The following is a 22,899-nucleotide window of genomic DNA, read 5'->3' on the forward strand; positions in this document are numbered from 1 at the left end:
CGCAATTTTTTTGGTTTTGCTGAATATTTACACGCTTGGTGTACTAAAAAGCAGCAAAGCTAGATAAAACACAATAAATTCGAGTGTGGAAGGTCGATTTTAAGCGAGTTTCCGCGTATAAATATTCCTTTGCTTTGTAGGTCGGAAATGTCCACCTTCAGCTTGGAAATTAGTAAATAATTAAGAGATTGGGAAATTCATTATGCGTACCCATTACTGTGGTAACCTGAACAAGTCCCTGGCGGGACAAACTGTAGAATTGTGCGGCTGGGTAAATCGTCGCCGTGATTTAGGCGGTCTTATCTTTATTGATATGCGTGATCGCGAAGGCGTTGTTCAGGTAGTTGTCGACCCAGATATGAAAGATGTCTTTGAAGTCGCTAGCCAACTGCGTAATGAGTTCTGTATCAAATTTACTGGTGAAGTACGTGTTCGTCCGGAAAGCCAAGTAAATAAAGATATGGCAACAGGTGAAGTTGAACTTCTAGCTAAAGGCCTAGAGATCATCAACCGTTCTGACGCACTTCCACTAGATTTCAATCAAACGAACTCTGAAGAGCAGCGTCTTAAATATCGTTATATCGATCTACGTCGCCCAGAAATGAGTGACCGTATCAAGCTTCGTGCTCGCGCTTCTAGCTTTGTTCGTCGTTTCCTAGATGAGAACTTGTTTCTCGATATCGAAACACCAGTACTAACTAAAGCAACACCTGAAGGTGCTCGTGATTACCTAGTGCCAAGCCGTGTTCATAAAGGTAGCTTCTACGCACTTCCTCAGTCACCACAGCTTTTCAAACAGCTTCTAATGATGTCTGGCTTTGATCGTTACTACCAAATCGTTAAATGTTTCCGTGATGAAGATTTACGTGCTGACCGTCAGCCTGAATTTACTCAAATCGATATCGAAACTTCTTTCATGTCAGCGCAAGAAGTGCGTAACGTAACAGAGCAGCTTGTTCACGATATGTGGAAAGAGCTTCTAGACGTAGAACTGGGTCAATTCCCAGTAATGCCTTTTGCTGAAGCAATTCGTCGTTTTGGTTCTGATAAGCCAGATCTACGTAACCCTCTAGAGCTTATAGACGTTGCAGATTTAGTGAAAGACGTTGATTTCAAAGTCTTCTCTGGCCCGGCAAACGATGAAAAAGGTCGTGTTGCCGTTATTCGTGTTCCAGGTGGCGCTAAGCTTTCTCGTAAGCAAATCGACGAATACGGTAAGTATGTTGGTATTTACGGTGCGAAAGGCCTTGCTTGGATGAAAGTAAACGATCGCGCTGCTGGTTTTGAAGGCGTTCAGTCTCCAGTTGCTAAGTTCCTTAACGAAGAAGTCGTTAACGGCTTACTAGAGCGTACTGAAGCTGAAACGGGCGACATCATTCTATTTGGTGCTGATAAAGCAAACATTGTTGCTGAAGCAATGGGTGCACTACGCGTTAAACTTGGTAACGATTTAGAACTAACAGATACATCAGCTTGGGCACCTCTTTGGGTTATTGATTTCCCAATGTTTGAAGAAGATGGCGACGGTAACTTGCACGCAATGCACCACCCATTCACATCTCCTTTAGGTGTTTCTGCTGAAGAGCTTAAAGCAAACCCAGCTGCGGCTAACTCAGACGCATACGATATGGTTATTAATGGCTATGAAGTAGGTGGTGGTTCAGTTCGTATCCACAATGCTGAAATGCAAACTGCAGTATTTGGTATTCTAGGTATCGAAGAGCAAGAGCAACAAGAGAAGTTCGGCTTCCTGCTTGACGCACTTAGATACGGTACACCACCACACGCGGGTCTTGCATTCGGTCTTGACCGTTTAGCTATGCTACTTTGCGGCACTGAGAATATCCGTGACGTTATCGCATTCCCTAAAACAACAGCAGCAGCATGTCTACTGACTAACGCGCCAAGCGTAGCGAACCCAGCTTCACTTGAAGAGCTTGCAGTAACGGTAACAGCAGCGAAGAAAGACGCTGAATAAAGACCGACGTTTAGTGAGTGAACAAAATTAAAAATGCCCCATTGAGTGGGCATTTTTTGTTTGTAGTATTAGTTGGCAGAAATGCTTAGTAGAAAGGAACATAATGACAATTATTTTAGGCATTGACCCAGGGTCACGAATCACTGGTTACGGTGTCATTTCCCAGCAAGGGCGTCATCTACAATATTTAGGCAGTGGGTGTATTCGTACTTCTGAAAAAGAGTTGCCGGGTCGCTTAAAACAGATCTATGCAGGTGTTTCTGAAATCATCACCCAGTTTCAGCCTGAAGTGTTTGCGATAGAACAGGTGTTTATGGCGAAAAACCCAGACTCAGCACTCAAACTTGGCCAAGCTCGGGGTAGTGCTATTGTTGCAGCAGTTAATGCCGACTTACCTGTATTTGAGTATTCCGCACGATCAATTAAGCAAGCGGTAGTCGGGACGGGTGGTGCAGACAAAGCACAAGTTCAACACATGGTGCAGCACATGTTGAAACTACCGGCGAAACCGCAAGCTGATGCCGCCGATGCACTCGGTGTAGCAATTTGCCATGCAAATACCAACAAAACTCTAGCGGCACTTGCCGGAAAGGCGACTGGGGCGAAAAAAGGGCGCTATCGTTAAAGCAGTTTCTTATTGTTGCTCAAAAGTGAGACATATTAAGCAGTTTCAAACTTCCAGTTTGTTGTGTAAATGTTAAATAAATATAGTGGTCGGAGGTCTAATTAGTAATTCACTAGTCAAGGATGATCTCCGATGAACCCTGCTACACTTTGGCGAAAAGCCTGCATGCCTGTAAACCCACAGTGGAACCGTAAACAAAAACGACAGGCGGACATACTGTCTCTATTCACCTTTATTGCGTTTCTTGTTGGTATATACAGCTTTATTAAATGGTCTAAGCACGGTCATGATGCCTTGATTATGACTTCAATGGCATTGATCGCTTTGGAGCTAATATCGGCTGCCACACTACGCTGGTTAAAGAATCCACTTATTGCTTTGAATATTGGGTTCACCGGTATGGCGCTACATGCACTTAATATCATTTATCAAAGTGGTGGCGTTGTTAATTCAACTCAAGCTTTTTGGGTTCCCCTGCTCATTGTTGCATTCTTCCTGTCGGGTACTCGAATTATGGCTCTGACTTGGAGTCTCGTTGTTATCTCTCTTTCGTCTGTTATGACTTATCTGCACCTTTCTGGTGTCGCATTCCCTATATTAGAGTTAAGTGAGTCTGCTCATCGAATTGAGGTTTGGTCAGGGACAGTTCTACCGTTGATTGTTATCTGTATTGCCCAATCTTTCACCGCAAAACAACGTGATGGGGCGATAGAAATTGCCGAGGCGGCCAAACAAAAGAGTGAAAGCGTTGCGGCTCAAGCGCAGACCGGATCAAATCGGTTAGCGAATGTTCTTGAGCAAGCAAGTACCAATTCGTCTGAATTACAAAATGTATCGGTAGAACTTGAATTACAGTCAAAGCAGTTAGATGGTCAGGTAAATCAACTCAATATAAATTGTGAATCGCAAGCGAGCGCTGCAGAGCAGATGAGCCAACAGGTTCACCAAATGGCGTTGGGAGTGGAAGAGTCGAGCAAATTTGTTGATGAGCTTCATTTAAGAAGCCAACAAGTTCATCAGCAGGCAGCAATGAGTTCTGAGTTGCTAGCGGCTTCAACATCGGCCATCGGGCAAATACTCAGTAGCCATGAAGAGATCACAAAAGTTGCAGATCTCATCACATCTGTGGCGGAACAAACCAATTTATTGGCACTGAATGCAGCGATTGAAGCAGCACGCGCAGGAGAGCAGGGGCGAGGCTTTGCAGTCGTTGCGGATCAAGTGCGTGAACTCTCTGCAAAAAGTAGTAATTCGGCTATCGAGATTCGTTCTCTATTAGATCGTAGCGAGAAAGAGGTGAAGCATGGTCAGGATGTCGTTACATCAAGCGCGGAGCGCATGAACGCAATCATTGATCAAGTCACTCGTATCTCTACAGACGTAAATGGATTAACCGATATAATGGCAAAACAGATGGAATCGCTCAAAGAGCTTGATGAAGCGAGCAGTGATGTGGCGAGTAGTGTTGTAAGTACAAAATCGATTTCTGAAGTTGTTGCTCAAAATGGTGACGCTTTGAATAATCAAGTTGATTCAGTTCGTCGTTTAACCCATCAGCTCGACCAAGTCGTGTCGAACATTTGATTCCAATTTGAATAAAGAACTGGATGTCTATCCAGTTCTTTATTATTCTGTCGCAAATTGTTTTCTAAAGAGATCTCACGTGATTGGACGTCTTCGCGGCTTATTGATTGAAAAGCAGCCCCCAGAATTATTAATTGAAGTAAACGGTATTGGCTATGAAGTACAAATGCCGATGAGTTGTTTTTATGAACTACCGGAGTTGGGTGAAGAAGCGATTATCTATACTCATTTTGTCGTGAGAGAAGATGCTCAACTTCTTTACGGATTCAATACCGTTAAAGAGCGTGCTCTGTTTAGAGAAGTGATCAAAGCGAACGGCGTTGGACCAAAACTTGGTTTAGGTATTTTATCTGGCATGTCAGCAAGTCAATTTGTAGCATGTGTTGAGCGAGAAGATATTTCAACGTTAGTAAAACTGCCGGGTGTTGGTAAGAAAACGGCAGAAAGACTGGTTGTAGAAATGAAGGACCGATTAAAAGGGTGGGGCGAAGGTGATCTCTTTACACCCGCTACTGATGCCGCGCCAATGGACTCATCTGCTGCTCATAACCCTAAAAATGCTCAAGATGAAGCAGTAAGTGCTTTGCTTGCGTTAGGCTATAAACCTGTTCAAGCTTCAAAGGTTGTTTCTCAGGTTGCGCGTGATGATATGACCAGTGAGCAGATCATTCGCGACTCTCTCAAGTCTATGGTTTAACGTGTTTAGTAAAATTGAATGGTTAATAGGATCTAATACTTATTATGATTGAAGCCGATCGCTTAATTGCCCCTGAGAACCCCGTATTTAAAGAAGAAGACGTCATTGATCGTGCAATACGTCCGAAAAAGCTCGCCGATTATAGAGGGCAAGACCACGTTAAAGATCAAATGGAGATCTTTATTAAGGCGGCGCAGTTAAGAAATGAAGCCTTAGACCACTTACTTATTTTTGGCCCTCCGGGTCTTGGTAAAACCACATTAGCAAATATCGTTGCCAATGAAATGGAAGTGAATATACGCACAACCTCTGGCCCTGTATTAGAAAAAGCAGGCGACGTGGCCGCGTTACTGACTAACCTTGAAGAGAACGATATTCTATTTATCGATGAAATTCATCGCTTAAGCCCAATGGTTGAAGAAGTCCTTTATCCAGCAATGGAAGATTACCAGTTGGATATTATGATTGGCGAGGGGCCTGCGGCTCGTTCTATAAAAATAGACTTACCTCCGTTTACTCTTATAGGTGCTACGACGCGTGCTGGTTCATTAACGTCTCCACTGCGAGATCGCTTTGGCATCACCCAGCGTCTTGAATATTATAAAGTTGCAGATTTGAAAGATATTGTTCAGCGTAGCGCGAACTGCTTAAATTTATCGATGGAGCCAGAAGGGGCGTTAGAAGTTGCTCGTAGAGCGCGTGGTACACCCCGTATCGCTAACCGTCTATTGCGTCGAGTACGTGATTTCGCTGAAGTCAAAGGTGATGGCCACATCTGTGAAGATGTAGCAGACAAAGCACTGAATATGCTTGATGTTGATGCACAGGGCTTCGATTACATGGATAGGAAGTTACTGTTAGCTATCATGGAAAAATTTGGTGGTGGACCCGTTGGGTTAGATAATATGGCAGCGGCCATTGGTGAAGAGAAAGACACAATTGAAGACGTGTTAGAACCTTATCTCATTCAACAGGGTTATTTGCAGCGAACCCCACGTGGGAGAATTGCAACCGATCGAGCCTATCTTCATTTTGGTATCGATAAGTCATGAACATATAGCCAAGCATTGCTTGGCTTTTTTAGCATCCTTTCTTAGCACTCATATTTTCTTCGATATCTCAAAGCGCGTTTATTTAGCCTCAAAAGAGCATTCTCCTCTTCCGAACATGGGGGGTTACTCGTCCATTGTTCGCATTTCATTCAACTATTTTTTAGTCTTCTACTCAATATCTTAATGATTTACAAAATTTAACCTTTTTAATCGCGATTTAATGGGGTTAATCGCTCAAATTATTTTGATAAGTTTAATTTTCAGGAGTACTATCATGTGGCTCTACATCGTTACGGTGTAACATGGATTTAACAATAAAATAAACTTTACGCAACACCCCGAAGGCGGCCTATTAGTGCGTTGAAGGTTTTAGCGTGCAGAAGAAAGTGCCTTCAGCCGGCACAAAGGAGTTATCAATGTTTGATATCGACGTAGTCGATCTATCGCGATTGCAATTTGCACTAACTGCGATGTATCACTTCTTGTTCGTTCCATTGACTTTAGGTTTGGCGTTTATACTCGCCATCATGGAGTCTCTATATGTAATGACCGATAAACAGATCTATAAGGACATGACTAAGTTCTGGGGTAAATTATTCGCTATTAACTTTGCGTTAGGCGTTGCCACTGGACTAACTATGGAGTTTCAATTTGGTACCAACTGGTCCTACTATTCTCATTACGTAGGCGATATATTCGGTGCCCCCCTCGCTATTGAAGCGCTTGTCGCTTTCTTCCTTGAATCTACGCTTTTCGGCCTTTTCCTATTTGGTTGGGAACGACTATCAAAACGACAACACTTAACGGTTACTTGGTTGATGGCGCTTGGCTCTAGCATGTCTGCATTGTGGATCTTGGTTGCAAACGGCTGGATGCAAAACCCTGTTGGCGCAGAGTTTAACTACGAAACCATGCGTATGGAAATGATCAGCTTCTCGGAAGTTGTACTTAACCCTGTCGCCCAAGTTAAGTTCGTTCATACGGTAGCTTCTGGTTACGTAACTGGAGCAATATTTGTTCTTGCTATCAGCTCTTATTACTTGCTGAAAGGGCGTGATATTGCGTTTGCTCGTCGCTCGTTTGCTATAGCTGCTTCATTTGGTATGGCTTCAATCTTATCGGTGATCATTCTTGGTGATGAATCTGGTTATGAGTTGGGCGATGTTCAACAGGTTAAGCTAGCTGCCATCGAATCTGAATGGCACACAGAGGAAGCCCCCGCAGCATTTACTGTTTTCGGTATCCCAAATCAAGAAACCATGGAAACAGATTTCGCACTTAAGATCCCATACGTGATGGGTATTATTGCAACGCGTTCGCTTGATACGGAAGTAAAGGGCTTACGTGACCTACGTGAAGAACATATTGTACGAATCCGCAACGGTATGGTGGCTTACGAGTTACTGGAAAGAATCCGAGCGGGTGACCGTAGTGAGAAAAACTTAGCAGCGTTTGATGTCATCAAGGTTGACCTTGGTTACGGCCTTCTACTTAAGCGTTATACAGAGAATGTAGTTGACGCAACTGAAGAGCAAATTCAAGCAGCGGCCGATGACTCTATCCCAACGGTATGGCCGCTATTCTGGTCATTCCGTATCATGGTTGCGTGTGGTGTAGTTATGCTGTTTGTTTTTGCGGTGGCATTTGTTCAAACATGTCGTCAAAAAATCGAACAGAAGCGTTGGGTATTAAAAGCAGCGTTGTTTAGCCTGCCTCTACCTTGGATTGCAGTTGAAGCCGGTTGGTTTGTTGCCGAGTATGGTCGTCAGCCGTGGGCTGTTGGTGAAATACTTCCTGTGCATGTTGCTGCGTCTGCGTTAACCGCAGGTCAGATCTGGACCTCGTTGGGCCTCATCATTGCTCTGTATACGGTCTTTTTGATTGCCGAAGTTTATCTGATGCTGAAGTATGCTCGCAAAGGACCTAGCAGCCTTAAAACAGGTCGTTATCACTTTGAGCAAGGTGAGCAATCACTTGAAGATAAAGTTAACCGTCAAGTCGAAGCATAGGTAGGGAATAAGATATGTTTGATTACGAAACGTTACGTCTCATCTGGTGGATACTGATTGGTGTCCTATTTGTTGGGTTTGCAATCACAGATGGCTTCGATATGGGTGTTTGTGCAATGGTTCCTGTTATTGGTAAAACCGATACAGAGCGCCGTGTCATGATTAACTCGATCGCACCACACTGGGATGGAAACCAAGTGTGGCTAATCACTGGTGCTGGTGCTCTATTTGCAGCATGGCCACAGGTTTATGCGACATCGTTCTCTGGGTTTTACTTCGCGATGCTCCTTGCGTTAGCTGCGCTTTGGTTGAGACCTGTAGGCCTTGATTACCGCTCTAAGATTGAAGATCCAAGATGGCGCAAGACATGGGATATTTGTATCTCAATCAGTGGCTTTGTTCCGCCAATCATTTTTGGTGTTGCTTTCGGCAACTTACTGCAAGGTGTGCCATTCCAATTTAATGATTTCTTGATGTCTACGTATCATGGCTCGTTCTTTGGGTTGCTAAACCCGTTTGCGCTACTTTGTGGTGTCATCAGCTTACTGATGTTCTTGTTGCAAGGTTCTGCATGGTTGCAGATGAAAACGACTGACTCAGTGCGTCAACGAGCTCGCGGTATTGCTCAAGTCGCTGGCCTAGTATTAGTTGTGTTATTCATTGTTGGTGGTGTGTGGATTCAATCAATCGAAGGTTATGTTATTACAAGCGTTCTTGATTCAAATGCTCCATCAAACCCGTTGAATAAAGAAGTAATACGCGAAGCGGGTGCTTGGCTGAATAACTTCGAGACTTACCCGCTCATGTGGGCTGCCCCAGCTGTTGGAATTATTGGTGCGTTATGCGCGTCTGTGTTCTCTCGCTTGAATAAACCTGGCTTTGGTTTTGTGTCTTCAAGCCTAGCGAACGCAGGTATCATCTTCACTGCTGGTTTAGCAATGTTCCCGTTTGTTATGCCTTCAGATTTAGTTCCTAGCCATAGTTTAACCATGTGGGACTCTACGTCGAGTGAGCTTACGCTTAGCCTGATGACAGCGGTTGCATTTGTTATGGTGCCTATCATCCTTGGCTACACGTCGTGGAGCTACTACAAGATGTTTGGTCGCATTGATAACAAACATGTTGAAGACAACAAACACTCACTTTATTAAGGAGCTTTACTATGTGGTATTTTGCATGGATTCTAGGCGTATTACTCGCTTGTGCATTTGGCATCATTAACGCTCTTTGGTTAGAGCACTCAGAAATGATGGATAAAGATAGCGAATAATAAATTGATACACGTTATGCATTCACGATAGAGACATAACTCGATACAATTTTTGCTACCAAATGATGAAATAACATCCAACTTAGCGCTGCCTCTTTGAGGCAGCGCTAATTTTTTGTCTGCGAGGCTTCAAAACCATTGATAGCGCTTGTACTAATAGTGACAAGTTGCGTTATAGTACGTCTAATATTGTTTTTGATAATGGGTATTATTTTGCCTCAAGCTGCCATAGCTTTTCACTGGCCTGTCACGGTTTATTACGAAGATACTGATGCTGGTGGGGTGGTGTACCACTCTAATTATCTCAAATACTTTGAGCGAGCTAGAACAGAGATGCTACGTAGTATTGGAGTATCCCAACGCAGTTTGCTAGAGCAAGATATCGCGTTTGTGATTCGCCATGTCGACATGGACTTTCTGCAGGGCGCTCGTCTTGATGAACAACTAAATGTACTTACTACCATTTCCGAACGTAAAAAAGCGTCACTTGTCTTCTGTCAAGAGATCGTAAATCTCGACGGCAAGATATTGTGTAAAGCGTTGGTTAAGGTAGCATGTATCGACACTGTGAAAATGAGGCCAAAAGCAATGCCTCAATCTATAGCTTTGGAGTTAACTGAAAGTGACTGCTGATATTTCGTTTGTAGAATTGATACTAGAAGCCAGTATTCTAGTTCAATTGGTTATGTTGATCTTGTTGGGTATGTCAGTCGCTTCTTGGGCAATGATTATTAAACGCAGCAAAGTTTTGTCTCAAGCATCAAAAGATGCTGAAACGTTTGAAGATAAGTTCTGGTCTGGTACTGATTTAGCGGTACTTTATCAAGATGTAAAAAAGAGAAAGAACGACATCTCTGGAAGTGAAGAGATTTTCTACTCGGGCTTTACCGAATTTGCTCGTCTACGTAAATCGAACGCTGATTCACCTGGTTTTATTATGGAAGGCACTGGCCGTGCAATGCGCGTAGCGGTAGCAAGAGAAGTTGATAGCCTAGAAACTAACCTCCCATTTTTGGCCACCGTTGGTTCAATTAGCCCTTATATAGGTTTGTTTGGTACGGTTTGGGGAATTATGCACGCATTCATCGCCTTAGGTGAAGTGAAGCAAGCAACCCTCTCAATGGTTGCCCCTGGTATTGCTGAAGCACTGATTGCAACAGCAATGGGTCTATTTGCTGCGATTCCTGCAGTAATGGCGTATAACCGATTTAGTAGTAACGTTGGAAAGCTTGAACATAATTACGCAACGTTTTCAGAAGAGTTCCACAGTATTTTACATCGCCAAGCGATGGCGGGTAGGGATTAACCATGGCTGGTTATCAACCAAAAAAACGTAAGATGACTGCTGAAATTAATGTCGTACCCTATATCGATGTTATGTTAGTTCTGCTGATCATTTTTATGGCGACATCGCCATTTGTTACGCAAGGTGTTGATGTCGAACTACCAAAAACCACCAGTGCGAAGGCTGCTTCAGAATTAGCAGGCGATACAGATAGCAGCTTCATCATCGTCGAGATCGACCGAGATGGTAATTTAGGTTTGAGTGTTAATGACGAAGAAGTTCAGCGCGGTATTTCTATTCAGGATGTCGTGATTCGTGTTAAAGCTGAATTGTCAATTAAACCAGACTCACCGGTTGCAGTTGGTGGTGATGCCGCCACTCCTTATGCAGATGTCGTGCTTGTGCTTGATGAATTAAGCCGTGCAGGAATCCCTAAGGTTGGGCTGTTAACGGATATAAGGGATTAAGATCCGCATTACTCATGAAAGAATCTAAACCTAAAAACAGTGATTACTTAAACCCCATTGTTATCTCGATAGCCATGCATGTCGCATTAGTTATCGCGCTGCTTTGGGGGACTGATTTTACAATGTCTGAACCAGAGCCTAGTGGTAACTTGGTGCATGCCGTTGTTATTGATCCTAACTTAGTGAAACAACAAGCTCAGAAAATACGTAGCCAAAGGGAAGCAGCTGCAAAAAAAGAGCAATCTCGACTTGATAAGCTGAAACGCGAAAGTGAGCAGCTTGAGAAAAACCGTAAAGCTGAAGAAGATCGAATTCGTAGATTGAAAGAGCAGCAAGTTAAAGAGGCGAAAGCAACCCGAGAAGCAGAGAAAAAGCGTGTTCAGGTTGAGAAAGAACGTAAAGCAGAAGAAGCTCGTGTTAAAAAAGAGCGCGAAAAAGCCAAAAAGCTAGAAGCTGAACGCAAAGTCAAAGAAGCTGAAATCAAGCGAGCGGAAGAACAGCGCGTAGCGAAACAAGCAGCTGTTGCTAAAGCAGAGAAAGAACGAATCGCTCAAGAGAAAGCTGCCAAAGAGGCAAAAGAGGCGACAGAGCGAGCTGAAAAAGCACGAATTGCAGAAGAAAAAGCAGCGAAAGAGGCAGCCGATAAAGCGCGTCAAGAAAAGGCTCGTTTAGAGCAGCTTGAACGTGAGCGTAAACAACAAGAAGCCGCATTGAACGATATCTTTGCTGGTATGGAATCGGAAAACGAGCGTAACTCCTCTGCTCAATCAAAATTTGCTCAATCAGAAGCCGCTCGTTATGGTGAGATTTATAAGCAAATGATCAAACAAAATTTATTGGTTGAGGAGAGTTTTAAGGGAAAGTCTTGTCGAGTTAATCTTCGCTTGATACCTGCAGGCGATACTGCGCTGTTAGGGAAACTCTCGATAATCAATGGCGATAATCGTTTATGTTCCGCAACAAAACGCGCTGTTGCACAAGTTAACTCATTTCCATTACCTGCAGAACAACCTAGTGTTGTTGAGCAGTTAAAAAGCATTAATCTAACCGTCGAACTGTAACAGTAATAAGGAAAAGCGAGTGTTTAAGCGAATAATTTTAGGATGTTTGTTGTTACTATCGAGCACTGTTCAATTTGCCAATGCGGCACTTGAGCTTGTTATTACTGATGGTATTAATTCTGCAAGACCCATCGCGATTGTGCCTTTTAAATGGCAAGGCGATAAACCACTACCTCACGATGTATCTGCGGTGATCGCTTCAGATTTACAACGTAGCGGGAAGTTTAGCCCAGTGGCGACAAGTAATATGCCGCAAACTCCTTATTCTGAATCTGAGATTAACTTTGATGCTTGGACTGGATTAGGCGTTGACTCTTTACTTACAGGCACGATCTCTAAAGGTGAAGGCGACAACTACATTGTTAATTATCAGTTAGTCGATGTTATCCGTGGCCAGCTAACACAAGGTCAAAGTAAAGCACTAAGCTCAGATGGCCAGCTAGTGTTGTCTAAAGATCATGTCCTGTTTAATAAGAAAGCGACGGTACCTGGCCATCGCTTACGTGAATACGCACATCGCATTTCCGATTTAGTTTACAAAGAATTGACGGGTGAACGTGGTGCATTTTTAACGCGTATCGCTTATGTTGTTGTGCAAGATAAAGACCCGTACCCATATCAACTAAGAGTGGCTGATTACGACGGGTACAATGAGCGTTTAGTGTTACGTTCTAAGCAGCCATTGATGTCACCAGCTTGGTCTCCAGATGCGAAAAAGCTTGCGTATGTAAGCTTTCAAAATGGACAAGCTGAAATCTTTATCATGAATATATATACAGGCGAGCGTGAGAAAGTAACGTCATATCCTCGTCACAATGGTGCGCCAAGATTCTCGCCGGATGGAAGTAAATTAGCCTTGGTATTGTCGAAAACAGGGAGTCTACAAGTTTACACTTTGGACTTGAGATCAAAGAAACTGACTCAAATTACCCGCGGCAGATCAAATAATACAGAACCGTATTGGCATCCGGATGGAAAATCATTAATCTTTACCTCTGATAGAGGTGGTAGACCACAGATTTATAACGTAAATTTGGCAGATGGCGCGACCAACCGTCTGACTTGGCAAGGTAGCCAAAACTTAGGTGGACAAATTACACCGGACGGCCGATTCCTCGTAATGGTGAATCGTAGCAACACAGGGTTTAATTTGGCCAAACAAGATTTAGAAACTGGTGCGATGCAAGTATTAACAAGTACATTGCTTGACGAGTCTCCAAGTATTGCACCTAATGGCGGTATGGTCATTTACAGTTCTATCTACAACGAAACGAATGTACTTTCGATGGTGTCGATAGATGGACGTTTTAAAGCTAGATTACCGGCGACAAATGGGCGTGTAAGAGCTCCCGCTTGGTCTCCGTTTCTATAGCAAAAAATAAGTATTAATTAGTAAGGAAAATATAATGCAGCTTAATAAAGTTCTTAAAGGTCTATTGATTGCTCTTCCAGTATTAGCAGTGACAGCGTGTAGCTCTAGCGACGAAGCAACAAGTGCTTCAGGTACTGAGACTAACCAAACAACTTCTGGTACAGAGAACACTGTAGATACTACAGTTGTAACGCCAGTTGATTCATACGGTGAGCTAACAGAGCAAGAGCTTAAAGAACAAGCTCTACGTGAAACTCAAACAATTTACTTCGCATTCGATAACGCAACTATTGCGGGCGACTACGAAGAAATGCTTGCAGCTCACGCAGCTTACCTAAGCAAAGATACTAGCCTTAACGTTACTATCGAAGGTCACGCAGACGAGCGCGGTACTCCTGAGTACAACATCGCACTTGGCGAGCGTCGTGCACAAGCTGTAGCAAACTACCTACAAGCTCTTGGTGTACAAGCTGAGCAAATCTCTATCGTTAGCTACGGTGAAGAGAAACCTCTTCTACTAGGTCAGTCTGACGAAGTATACGCTAAGAACCGTCGTTCGGTTTTAGTATACTAATTCTGTTATACGTACAGTAGAGGAATAGCCTCATGTTCAGTAACTCAAAGCGAGTATTAACGCTTATGTTACTGGCAAGTGCAGCGAACACATCGTTCGCTGCACCAGCTCCAGTATCGGACTTAAGCAGTACTACTCCAGCGACAACTTCTACATCAGCGTCTTCTACACGCTCAGTGAACTCATCTGAGACTGATATTCAACGTTTAGAGCGATTACTAGAAAATAGAAATCGTGTTCAATTGAATATGCAGCAACAGATTGATGACATGTCGATGGAGATCAGTGAACTTCGCGGACAGCTGGAAAAAAACAGTTATGACATGCAGCAGATGTTGCAACGCCAGCGTGAACTTTTTATCGAATTAGATAAGGTTCGTGGTGAAATCAGAACTGCAGAAACTCCTGTCGTTGATAAAACAGATACCCAGCCATCAGGCACGTTTAGTAGCAATGTTGACGAGCAAACCGCTTATCAGAATGCTGTTGACCTCGTTCTCAAAGAGCGTGATTACGCCGGTGCTATCGTTGCGCTAAAACAATTTCAAGTTGATTACCCAGATTCTTCTTTCTCTTCAAATGCTCACTACTGGTTAGGCCAGCTTTACTTTGCTAAGAAGCAAGATAAAGATGCAGTGAAAAGCTTTGCGGCTGTTGTGAGTTATAAAGACTCAAATAAACGCGCAGATGCATTAGTTAAGCTTGGTGATATTGCAAAACGTAATAATAATGAAGCGGCTGCACAGAAGTATTATCAACAAGTTGTTGATGAATACCCAAATAGTGCTTCAGCAAAACTAGCAGAAAAAAATCTATAAATTACGTGGTTGTCTATCGTGAATCACTTTAAAAGAGGCACATTTGTTGCCTCTTTTTTCATTTGTAATCCAAGTTTTGTTAGGTGAGATTAAACACCTTTGATCCTACCTATCGTTAGGGTGTACAATGCTCGGATTCATGGAAGTTGCATAGAGCATGAGCAATGAGCCACATATTAGATACCGTTGACACAATTTACCCATTTCCCCCAAAACCAGTCCCTTTGAACGATGTTGAAAAGCAAACCTATATTGCTAACATTAAGTCACTGCTGATTGAAAAAGACGCGGTTTTGATCGCGCATTATTATACTGATCCTGAGATCCAAGCCCTTGCCGAAGACACTGGCGGTTTCGTTGGTGATTCACTGGAGATGGCAAAGTTTGGTAATCGCCACCCTGCGAGCACATTGATTATAGCTGGTGTGCGTTTTATGGGGGAGTCTGCCAAGATTCTAACCCCAGAAAAAACCATTTTGATGCCAACACTCGACGCTGAATGTTCGTTAGATTTGGGTTGTCCTGCTGATGAATTCTCAGCTTTCTGTGATGCTCATCCAGATCATACTGTCGTGGTCTATGCTAATACTTCTGCCGCTGTGAAAGCTCGTGCGGACTGGGTAGTGACTTCAAGTATTGCTCTTGAGATTGTTGAGCAGCTCGATAGTGAAGATAAGCCTATCCTTTGGGGCCCAGATCGACACCTAGGCTCTTACATCGCGAATAAAACAGGCGCTGACATGTTGCTTTGGCAAGGTGAATGCGTTGTACATGATGAATTCTCAGCCGATGCATTACGTAAAATGAAATCGTTGTATCCAGATACCGCGATTTTAGTGCACCCTGAGTCTCCAGCCAGCGTTGTAGAGCTAGCTGATGCGGTTGGTTCTACTAGTCAATTGATTAAGGCTGCAAAAGAATTACCGCAGCAAAAATTGATTGTCGCGACTGATAAAGGCATTTTCTTTAAAATGCAGCAGCTTGTGCCAGAGAAAGAGCTTATTGAAGCTCCTACCGCAGGGGCGGGTGCAACTTGTCGTAGTTGTGCTCATTGTCCTTGGATGGCAATGAACGGACTAAAAGCGATCGATCAAGCGTTACGTGAAGGCGGCGAAGAACATGAGATCTTCGTAGAAGAAACTATACGTGTTAAGTCTTTAGTTCCGCTAAATCGTATGCTCGACTTTGCAGAACAATTGAATATAAAAGTGAAGGGCAACGCTTAATTATCAAATAGATAAATTGAGCTCTATCACATTATTGAAGCCAGTCCTTGTGACTGGCTTTTTACTATCTGTTATACCTAGCGTTATCAGATTTAATTTGGGATGAATGATGACCCTTTGGTTACATCTAAAGAAATGGATCAATTCTAGTCTGTTTAAAATCAACAACCGAAACCTACTCGTGTTGTCATTGGTTTATGTCGGTACTTCTTGGCTACTTTTTTTCTTTGCGGGAGAAACCGCACTGACGGAGAGCTTTACTACGTTCGCCTATTACTTAATGGTGACGGCTTCAACTGTCGGCTATGGTGATTTTTCACCTCAAACAGAAGTAGGAAAGTGGGCTGTCGTACTGTTTATAATCCCTGGTGGATTAAGTCTTTTTGCGGCGATGTTGGGCCGCGTAGCAGGTTCAGCTATTGAATACTGGCGAGCTGGTATATTAGGAAAACGGAGAATGCGAGTGGAAAACCATATTTTGTTGCTGGGCTGGAATGGTCAACGAACCATGCACCTAATCAGAATGCTGCAACATGAAGAGCACGGGAAGAGACCGATTATTTTATGCAGTCGCTCTGAGATAGAAAACCCGCTACCTGGCGAGATAGGTTTTGTTAGAGTCACCAGTTACACAGATGGGCAAGAGATGGAAAAAGTGAACCTCGATAAGGCCAGTTGCATCATCGTTGATAATCTAGAAGATGATGTAACGCTATCAGCAGCTCTGTACAGCGCGAATACTAATCCTGATGCTCATTTGCTCGCTTATTTTAAAGACGAGGCTCTGAGTCACTTGTTGAGCCAGCATTGCCCGAATGCTGAGTGCATTCCAGCTGTTGGTGCTGAAATGTTAGCAAAGGCCGCTGTTGACCCTGGATCGAGTGTATTACATCAAGAGTTGCTAGCTTCTACGCGGGGAATGACCCAGTATTCAACTGTTTACCCAAGCGATGCGACTAAGACTGATGTGAACAGGGTATTTACATTTATGAAAGCGGCGCATGACGCTACGCTTATTGCGATGGATACCGGTAACGGTATTGAGTTGAATCCTCAGCTGAGCCGAGATATTCCATCAGGGGCGCAACTTTTTTATATTGCAGATGAACGAATTGATAGCTTTAACTGGAAAGAAATGAACCAGTAGAGAATTCAATCAGTAGCATAGTGAATACTGGCCTAGCTCGTTGCAATTCGTGTTATATGCACAAAGTGAGAAGGCCAGTTTATTTAGAGTTATATTTTATAATCACAACTCTAAATCTAAACGATTACTGTTGTTCGACGAGAGCAACACCGCGCTGGGTTAGTCCACAGAGCATGACTGGAATAGCATTAAAAATTTCTTCAAACTGCTCCATACCTTCAATACCCTGTTCTGATAATGTTGCTATCGACGTTGCTGGGTCATAAAGCATACTAAGCGAAAGCAAAACACCACCAAGTAGGGCATTATCTTCACTCTGCTCTGGCATGATCGTTTCCCAATCATCACGTGCTAGTTGCCAGCCTTGCAACATACCTTCGCAAAAATCGCGAGTTTGTTCAGACACAATGTCTTCATCGTCTAATGTACAAAGCATTGGCCATTCCCAGTTTCCCTCAAGTAGAGCAGGGCGGAATGCGTTCCACATTTGAATAACAAGCTCAATATAGCTTTCTAGTTGTTCTCCATCGCTAAATGGTGCAACTTCCTCACCACCCCATAGAAACGGTAGCCACTCTTCGGGTGGAAGTATATGTGGTGCCGCTGCCATTGAAGCGACAAAGCCTTGTGTTTTAGCTTCATTCAGAAGCTTCCCTTCAAACTCAGGCAAAGAGAGGATATTTTCTAAAGTCAAAGTAGGTACCATTGCTTGGTATTAATGTTATTCCTATAGTAACAACTCACATACTAACGAAAAAGACTTGATGCTAGATAATATTCACTATAATTTTTAATAAACGGAAAATAATTCAAGTAATTATATGGAAATAAGCTCCTCCTTAAAAAGGAAAAGTATTTTAGCCCTTGGGGTCTACCTATGCTTTTTCATCGCAACGATAGGCACTGTGAGTTATCTCGTGGTTGAACCGCCTGTACGCGCAAAGCTTGAACAGAACTTGGATTTAAAAACTCAGTTACTTTCTGCACAACTGGAAGAGCCCCTTAACAGTTCAATCGGTGTTCTCCAAAGTATCGCCAGTCTTGGTGAAGCTAATCACTCCCAACCCGTTCAAGCCAGTATTCTATTGTCTTTATTCAGTAACCTTGATGGTGTTGCTGTTAGTGGGGGAGTATGGCCTGAACCACATACTATCGATCCTAACATCGCGTATATGAGCTTATTTTACAATCGAGCTAGCGATGGAAAAGTAGATAAAATCCAGTCTTGGAATAACCCTAAGGCCGGCGGTTATGATAACGAAGCTTGGTATACCGTGGCGGTAGACCAGCCTCCGGGAAGTGTTTTTTGGTCAGAAGTTTATATTGATGCATACACTCATGTTCAAATGATCACAGCCACATCGCCGTATTACATCGATCAAAAGTTTGCAGGGGTCGCGACGGTTGATTTATCGCTCGTTGATTTGATTGATTTTGTCCAAGAAAATGCAGAGCAGTATGATCTAGGTGTGATTCTTCGAGACAGCTTTAATGAAGTCATTACCGAGTACAATTTTAAAAAATCTAAGACTATCTATATCAGTACACATCAATTCGGTGGTTTTAATTGGACGGTTGATGTTGTGAATGCAAAACGAACGGTCAATGATGACGTGTACGACTTGGTGTCTAAAGTCGAACTAGGCATCATCCCCATTTTGTTGCTCTGTGTTATGGCGGGGTATTACCTTCTTAATCAATACCTAATTAAACCGATCATTCTGATTGCTAAGAAAGTCGACGACTCAAAAGAGGGCGGCATCATAGAGGTCAGTTACAAAAGTAACGATGAAATACGCCGGCTTATTACAACCATTAACCAAAAAACACTTAATATAGAGGCCGAGAAAGTAAAAGCTCAAGCTTCAACGAAAGCGAAGAGTGCCTTTTTAGCTACCTTATCACACGAAATCCGTACGCCAATGAATGGTGTACTCGGTACCGCTCAAATCTTGTTAAAAGACAATCTCACCATAGATCAGCGTAAACATATGAATAGTCTGTACGATTCAGGCGATCACATGATGACGTTGCTTAACGAGATTCTCGATTTCTCTAAAATTGAGCAAGGTCACTTAGAGTTCGATCGAACGGCTTTCCCACTTGAATCCATAATTGGCAGTATTAACAGTGTCTATCACACGTTGTGTACTGAAAAAGGGCTTCAATTTAAAGTCTATTCAGAAATACCTGCAGGGCGCTGGTACATCGCGGACAAAGCAAGGCTCAGACAAATACTATTTAACCTTATTAACAATGCAGTGAAATTCACCTCTCGAGGGTTTGTTGAAGTCTACTTGAAAGAGCAAGTCATCAATGATCAACTTCAACTTATTATTAAGGTAAGAGACACCGGAATAGGGATCTCTAAAGAAGCGCAGACCCGAATCTTTAAACCGTTTGAACAGGCTGAATCGAGTACCACGCGTCGCTTTGGTGGAACCGGACTAGGTTTGGCTATTGTTAGTCAGATTGTAGAATTAAATGGCGGTTATATAGAAGTGACGAGTGAAGTAGGAATAGGCACTAGCTTTGATGTGGGCTTGTCTATTGAATCCACAACGGCCGGTTCGGTAGAGATGCAGGTACACCGAAAACTGAACTATGAGGGTTTGAAAGTCCTAATCGTTGAAGACAATAGAACCAATACAATTATTATCGAAACTTTCATGAAGGCTAAAGGTTTCGAATGTGATTGTGTAGAGAATGGTGAGCAAGCTCTGCAGTCAGTAGCCAGTACCCAGTATGACTTGGTACTGATGGACAATCACATGCCTGTGATGGATGGTGTTGAAGCCTCATCGGGAATTAGATCAATGAGTGGGGCCAGTTCTCAGATACTGATATTTGGCTGTACTGCTGATGTATTTAAAGATACTCGAGAGCGAATGTTAGGTGCAGGCGTTGATTACATTATTTCGAAACCGATTGATGAATCTGAATTAGACGATGCACTTTATCGGTACGCAGGGAAGCTCTATCAATTCCACGCAGAATCAAAAGTTATTACTGATAGGTCGTTATCTGAAGAGATGTTAGTACGGCTTTATATCGATCTCGACAATAACCAGTATTTAAGGGCTAAAGATGCTATTGATAGCATCATTGAAGTGCTTAATGATTGTGAAAATGAGGTACTGATGAATAAGCTCGCTGATATCCGCCATAAGTTAAATTTAGAGCAGTTGCCTGAAACCGCGGATATTGATGTTGTTACTGTCATGCTGGCTGAATATTGTAAGTAACTTTCAGTTTGAAGCCCTATTTTGTTCAAAACATGCGCGATCGCACATTTTATAGTTTGAACCTCTAGTTTTTATCTGAATATTAGTTATTTATTTACCAATATTAAAAATGTTTGAAATGTACCACTACAAAACTTGTGTTTTAATAGTCATATAAACCAGTCATCATAAGTTAACTGGTTTATTTCATTATTAATATGCCAGTTAGGCAGTTTATTGTTTTGTAGAGGAAGGTAATGAAAGCTCGTGCTCCTTTTTGTATTCGCCATGCAGCGGCAGATACATTCGCGATGGTCGTTTTTTGTTTTGTATCGGGTATGATCATTGAGATCTTTATTTCGGGTATGACTTTTGAGCAATCGTTAGCTTCCAGAACACTTTCTATTCCTGTGAACATTGCGATTGCATGGCCTTATGGGATGTTTAGAGATTTTGTATTAAGACAAGGGCGCCGTATTTCAGATACTGGAGTCGCTAAGCATGTTGCTGACCTTTTTGCTTATGTACTCTTTCAATCGCCAGTATACGCTGCAATTTTATTTGTAGTTGGCGCATCAAGCGATCAAATCGTTACGGCCGTGACCAGTAATGCAGTTGTTTCTTGTGGAATGGGTGTTTTGTACGGTTACTTCTTAGATATGTGTCGCAAGTGGTTTAAAGTGCCAGGTTACTGCCAACAAGCTTAACTGTTTGTAGAAAAAATGCGCTTTCGTGTCAATTAGTAAGCACTTGTTCAATGATGGTGGTTTTTTTTATCAATACCGCTTGACCAAGTCGCACAGAATCATTAAATTAGCGCCTCGTTAACGCACAACGTTAACAACAATACGGTGAGTTGTCCGAGTGGCTGAAGGAGCACGCCTGGAAAGCGTGTATACGGCAACGTATCGAGGGTTCGAATCCCTCACTCACCGCCACATTCGAGCCCCTAGACGCGTCTAGGGGCTTTTTCGTTTCATAGGTTGTTGTTTTTAAACCAACTTATAGTCTCAGCACGTATCAGTAGTCTTATACCTTCCCAAACTTTATTGTATGCCAAAGTGTATGCTTCTAATCTCTATTAGAAATAGGCATACATTTGAGGTTTTGAATAAGCATACATTTTACGAGGGAGCAGTATTGTAAAGTTCTTTATCCCGATTCTATCTAATTGAAAAACTAGAAGTTACCCATTTTGCATACCTTAAATTTCAGGGAGCAGGATAGGTGTTTATATGGCATTTAGTTTGGGTAAATATCGATTTGGAGAGCTGACATGGCTAAGTTAACAGCAAAAGAAGTCCAGGGTTCGAAACCACGAGATAAGGCTTATCGCCTTGGTGATGGCGGAAATTTGTATTTGCATGTGAGGAAAAGTGGAGCGAAAGCTTGGGAGTTTCGTTATATCAGGCCCTCAACAGGTAAGCCTACTTTTATTGGCCTTGGTTCATATCCTGATATTTCTCTTGCAGAGGCTAGGCTGAAAGCTACTGAGGCACGAAAAGAAGTATCAAATGGCATCGACCCTCAGTTACTGAAAGTTGAACAAAAAGCAAAATTGGCGTGCGATCAGCTTAATTCTTTTGAAGCTGTTGCCAAGCTATGGATGGACACTAAACAGAACCGAATTAAACAAAAAACTATTGATGGAAATTGGAGGAAGCTTGAGCTCTATGCTTTCCCACAGCTAGGGGCTATTCCTGTTATAAAGTTAACCGCTCCAATGGCGATAGCCGCACTTAAACCAGTTGAGGAAGCTGGGTATCTAGAGACAGTAAAGAGAACAGCTCAGCTAATTAATGAGGTGATGACCTATGCAGTCAATGCTGGTGTTATCCACGCCAATCCATTAAGCGGCATAAGAGAAGTGTTTAGAAAGGCGAAGGTCACTCATATGAAAGCTTTAAAGCCAGAAGAGTTACCTGAGTTAGTGCAGGCAGTCGCTAGGGGGAATATGGCGATTACAACAAAATGTTTGCTAGAGTGGCAGCTGCATACAATGACTCGCCCAATAGAAGCCGCTGGGAGCCGGTGGAGTGAGATAGATTTCGACGAAAAGCTCTGGATACTTCCTACTGAAAGAATGAAAGCCAAAAAAGAACATATCATCCCCTTAAGTGACCAATGCATGGCGATATTAGAAACTATTCGCCCGGTCAGTGGCCATCGAGAGTTTGTTTTCCCATCTATTCGAGACCCTAAGAAGCACACTGATTCAGAGTCAATTAACAAAGCGCTTGGCCGTATTGGATTTAAAGGAAGGACAACTGCACATGGCTTACGCTCACTTGCTTCAACGACTCTTAATGAAAATGGCTTTGATAGTGATGTAATCGAAGCAGCATTATCCCACTCTGATAGAAACGCTATTCGTAAAGCTTACAATCGCACTACTTATGTAGAACGCCGTCGCCCTTTGATGGAATGGTGGAGTCGAGAGATAGAAAAGGCGAGTTATGGTTCAGTTTCTATAACGGGTTTCCGCTCTGGACTTTCTGATTAGTAAATTG

At 42.8% G+C, this 22,899-nt stretch carries 21 protein-coding genes and 1 tRNA gene; 21 read left to right on the forward strand and 1 reads right to left on the reverse strand.

Going from position 1 to position 22,899, the window contains the following annotated elements; translation table 11 throughout:
• Positions 1 to 202 precede the first annotated feature (202 nt).
• The 17 genes from aspS to L4D20_RS10510 all read left to right on the forward strand — a co-directional run bounded on the left by aspS (position 203) and on the right by L4D20_RS10510 (position 17,165).
• A complete protein-coding gene (gene aspS / locus L4D20_RS10430) occupies positions 203 to 1,978 on the forward strand; it encodes an aspartate--tRNA ligase (RefSeq protein ID WP_428801507.1) in 1,776 nt (591 codons plus the stop codon).
• A gap of 103 nt (positions 1,979 to 2,081) precedes the next feature.
• Entirely contained in the window at positions 2,082 to 2,603 is a 522-nt protein-coding gene (gene ruvC, locus L4D20_RS10435) for a crossover junction endodeoxyribonuclease RuvC (RefSeq protein ID WP_428801508.1), read from the forward strand.
• Positions 2,604 to 2,735: 132 nt separating this feature from the next.
• A complete protein-coding gene (locus L4D20_RS10440; protein ID WP_428801509.1) occupies positions 2,736 to 4,187 on the forward strand; it encodes a methyl-accepting chemotaxis protein in 1,452 nt (483 codons plus the stop codon).
• Positions 4,188 to 4,266: 79 nt separating this feature from the next.
• Positions 4,267 to 4,884: a Holliday junction branch migration protein RuvA gene (ruvA, locus tag L4D20_RS10445; RefSeq protein WP_428801510.1), complete on the forward strand. Its 618-nt coding sequence runs from the start codon at positions 4,267 to 4,269 to the stop codon at positions 4,882 to 4,884.
• 44 nt (positions 4,885 to 4,928) lie between these two features.
• Entirely contained in the window at positions 4,929 to 5,936 is a 1,008-nt protein-coding gene (gene ruvB / locus L4D20_RS10450; RefSeq protein WP_428801511.1) for a Holliday junction branch migration DNA helicase RuvB, read from the forward strand.
• A gap of 416 nt (positions 5,937 to 6,352) precedes the next feature.
• Positions 6,353 to 7,945 carry a cytochrome ubiquinol oxidase subunit I gene (locus L4D20_RS10455; protein ID WP_428801512.1) on the forward strand — a complete coding sequence of 531 codons (1,593 nt, stop codon included), beginning with the start codon at positions 6,353 to 6,355 and terminating at the stop codon, positions 7,943 to 7,945.
• Positions 7,946 to 7,959: 14 nt separating this feature from the next.
• Positions 7,960 to 9,096, forward strand: coding sequence for a cytochrome d ubiquinol oxidase subunit II (gene cydB / locus L4D20_RS10460; protein WP_428801513.1), 1,137 nt, complete (start codon positions 7,960 to 7,962; stop codon positions 9,094 to 9,096).
• A gap of 11 nt (positions 9,097 to 9,107) precedes the next feature.
• Positions 9,108 to 9,215, forward strand: coding sequence for a cytochrome bd-I oxidase subunit CydX (gene cydX, locus L4D20_RS10465; protein WP_000270284.1), 108 nt, complete (start codon positions 9,108 to 9,110; stop codon positions 9,213 to 9,215).
• Between the two features lie 201 nt (positions 9,216 to 9,416).
• The gene (gene ybgC, locus L4D20_RS10470; protein WP_428801514.1) at positions 9,417 to 9,848 is read left to right on the forward strand and encodes a tol-pal system-associated acyl-CoA thioesterase; all 432 of its coding nucleotides are present in this window, start codon (positions 9,417 to 9,419) and stop codon (positions 9,846 to 9,848) included.
• Positions 9,838 to 10,521, forward strand: a complete 684-nt coding sequence (gene tolQ, locus L4D20_RS10475; protein WP_428801515.1) for a protein TolQ — start codon at positions 9,838 to 9,840, stop codon at positions 10,519 to 10,521. The genes ybgC and tolQ overlap by 11 nt, the downstream gene beginning before the upstream one ends.
• 2 nt (positions 10,522 to 10,523) lie before the next feature.
• The gene (locus L4D20_RS10480; RefSeq protein WP_428801516.1) at positions 10,524 to 10,967 is read left to right on the forward strand and encodes an ExbD/TolR family protein; all 444 of its coding nucleotides are present in this window, start codon (positions 10,524 to 10,526) and stop codon (positions 10,965 to 10,967) included.
• A gap of 14 nt (positions 10,968 to 10,981) precedes the next feature.
• Positions 10,982 to 12,028, forward strand: coding sequence for a cell envelope integrity protein TolA (gene tolA / locus L4D20_RS10485; RefSeq protein WP_428801517.1), 1,047 nt, complete (start codon positions 10,982 to 10,984; stop codon positions 12,026 to 12,028).
• Positions 12,029 to 12,047: 19 nt separating this feature from the next.
• Entirely contained in the window at positions 12,048 to 13,400 is a 1,353-nt protein-coding gene (gene tolB, locus L4D20_RS10490; RefSeq protein ID WP_428801518.1) for a Tol-Pal system beta propeller repeat protein TolB, read from the forward strand.
• A gap of 34 nt (positions 13,401 to 13,434) precedes the next feature.
• Positions 13,435 to 13,974: a peptidoglycan-associated lipoprotein Pal gene (pal, locus tag L4D20_RS10495; protein ID WP_428801519.1), complete on the forward strand. Its 540-nt coding sequence runs from the start codon at positions 13,435 to 13,437 to the stop codon at positions 13,972 to 13,974.
• Positions 13,975 to 14,006: 32 nt separating this feature from the next.
• Positions 14,007 to 14,792, forward strand: a complete 786-nt coding sequence (gene ybgF / locus L4D20_RS10500) for a tol-pal system protein YbgF (RefSeq protein ID WP_428801520.1) — start codon at positions 14,007 to 14,009, stop codon at positions 14,790 to 14,792.
• 164 nt (positions 14,793 to 14,956) lie between these two features.
• Complete coding sequence (nadA, locus tag L4D20_RS10505; protein ID WP_428801521.1) at positions 14,957 to 16,018, forward strand: quinolinate synthase NadA; 1,062 nt, start codon at positions 14,957 to 14,959, stop codon at positions 16,016 to 16,018.
• A gap of 109 nt (positions 16,019 to 16,127) precedes the next feature.
• The gene (locus L4D20_RS10510; RefSeq protein WP_428801739.1) at positions 16,128 to 17,165 is read left to right on the forward strand and encodes a potassium channel family protein; all 1,038 of its coding nucleotides are present in this window, start codon (positions 16,128 to 16,130) and stop codon (positions 17,163 to 17,165) included.
• A gap of 124 nt (positions 17,166 to 17,289) precedes the next feature.
• Here L4D20_RS10510 and L4D20_RS10515 read toward each other — a convergent pair whose 3' ends face one another.
• Positions 17,290 to 17,859 (reverse strand): UPF0149 family protein, encoded by a 570-nt coding sequence (locus L4D20_RS10515; RefSeq protein ID WP_428801522.1) that lies wholly within the window; start codon positions 17,857 to 17,859, stop codon positions 17,290 to 17,292.
• 127 nt (positions 17,860 to 17,986) lie between these two features.
• Between L4D20_RS10515 and L4D20_RS10520 the strand changes: the two genes are divergently transcribed.
• The 4 genes from L4D20_RS10520 to L4D20_RS10535 all read left to right on the forward strand — a co-directional run bounded on the left by L4D20_RS10520 (position 17,987) and on the right by L4D20_RS10535 (position 22,892).
• Entirely contained in the window at positions 17,987 to 20,410 is a 2,424-nt protein-coding gene (locus tag L4D20_RS10520; RefSeq protein ID WP_428801523.1) for a hybrid sensor histidine kinase/response regulator, read from the forward strand.
• Positions 20,411 to 20,646: 236 nt separating this feature from the next.
• Positions 20,647 to 21,096 (forward strand): L-alanine exporter AlaE, encoded by a 450-nt coding sequence (locus L4D20_RS10525; protein WP_428801524.1) that lies wholly within the window; start codon positions 20,647 to 20,649, stop codon positions 21,094 to 21,096.
• Positions 21,097 to 21,239: 143 nt separating this feature from the next.
• Positions 21,240 to 21,327: transfer RNA gene (locus tag L4D20_RS10530), tRNA-Ser, on the forward strand.
• Between the two features lie 338 nt (positions 21,328 to 21,665).
• A complete protein-coding gene (locus L4D20_RS10535) occupies positions 21,666 to 22,892 on the forward strand; it encodes a tyrosine-type recombinase/integrase (protein WP_428801525.1) in 1,227 nt (408 codons plus the stop codon).
• Positions 22,893 to 22,899: the final 7 nt, after the last annotated feature.

The sequence above is a fragment of the Vibrio kyushuensis genome, from assembly GCF_050337325.1.
GTDB classification, from domain to species: Bacteria; Pseudomonadota; Gammaproteobacteria; order Enterobacterales; family Vibrionaceae; genus Vibrio; species Vibrio kyushuensis.

What these genes read in the sequence shown, in the direction of transcription:
- aspS (WP_428801507.1), top strand. Translation starts at nt 203, where the DNA reads ATGCGTACCCATTACTGTGGTAACCTGAACAAGTCCCTGGCGGGACAA.
- ruvC (WP_428801508.1), top strand. Translation starts at nt 2,082, where the DNA reads ATGACAATTATTTTAGGCATTGACCCAGGGTCACGAATCACTGGTTAC.
- L4D20_RS10440 (WP_428801509.1), top strand. Translation starts at nt 2,736, where the DNA reads ATGAACCCTGCTACACTTTGGCGAAAAGCCTGCATGCCTGTAAACCCA.
- ruvB (WP_428801511.1), top strand. Translation starts at nt 4,929, where the DNA reads ATGATTGAAGCCGATCGCTTAATTGCCCCTGAGAACCCCGTATTTAAA.
- L4D20_RS10455 (WP_428801512.1), top strand. Translation starts at nt 6,353, where the DNA reads ATGTTTGATATCGACGTAGTCGATCTATCGCGATTGCAATTTGCACTA.
- cydB (WP_428801513.1), top strand. Translation starts at nt 7,960, where the DNA reads ATGTTTGATTACGAAACGTTACGTCTCATCTGGTGGATACTGATTGGT.
- cydX (WP_000270284.1), top strand. Translation starts at nt 9,108, where the DNA reads ATGTGGTATTTTGCATGGATTCTAGGCGTATTACTCGCTTGTGCATTT.
- ybgC (WP_428801514.1), top strand. Translation starts at nt 9,417, where the DNA reads ATGGGTATTATTTTGCCTCAAGCTGCCATAGCTTTTCACTGGCCTGTC.
- L4D20_RS10480 (WP_428801516.1), top strand. Translation starts at nt 10,524, where the DNA reads ATGGCTGGTTATCAACCAAAAAAACGTAAGATGACTGCTGAAATTAAT.
- tolA (WP_428801517.1), top strand. Translation starts at nt 10,982, where the DNA reads ATGAAAGAATCTAAACCTAAAAACAGTGATTACTTAAACCCCATTGTT.
- pal (WP_428801519.1), top strand. Translation starts at nt 13,435, where the DNA reads ATGCAGCTTAATAAAGTTCTTAAAGGTCTATTGATTGCTCTTCCAGTA.
- ybgF (WP_428801520.1), top strand. Translation starts at nt 14,007, where the DNA reads ATGTTCAGTAACTCAAAGCGAGTATTAACGCTTATGTTACTGGCAAGT.
- nadA (WP_428801521.1), top strand. Translation starts at nt 14,957, where the DNA reads ATGAGCCACATATTAGATACCGTTGACACAATTTACCCATTTCCCCCA.
- L4D20_RS10510 (WP_428801739.1), top strand. Translation starts at nt 16,128, where the DNA reads ATGACCCTTTGGTTACATCTAAAGAAATGGATCAATTCTAGTCTGTTT.
- L4D20_RS10520 (WP_428801523.1), top strand. Translation starts at nt 17,987, where the DNA reads ATGGAAATAAGCTCCTCCTTAAAAAGGAAAAGTATTTTAGCCCTTGGG.
- L4D20_RS10525 (WP_428801524.1), top strand. Translation starts at nt 20,647, where the DNA reads ATGAAAGCTCGTGCTCCTTTTTGTATTCGCCATGCAGCGGCAGATACA.
- L4D20_RS10535 (WP_428801525.1), top strand. Translation starts at nt 21,666, where the DNA reads ATGGCTAAGTTAACAGCAAAAGAAGTCCAGGGTTCGAAACCACGAGAT.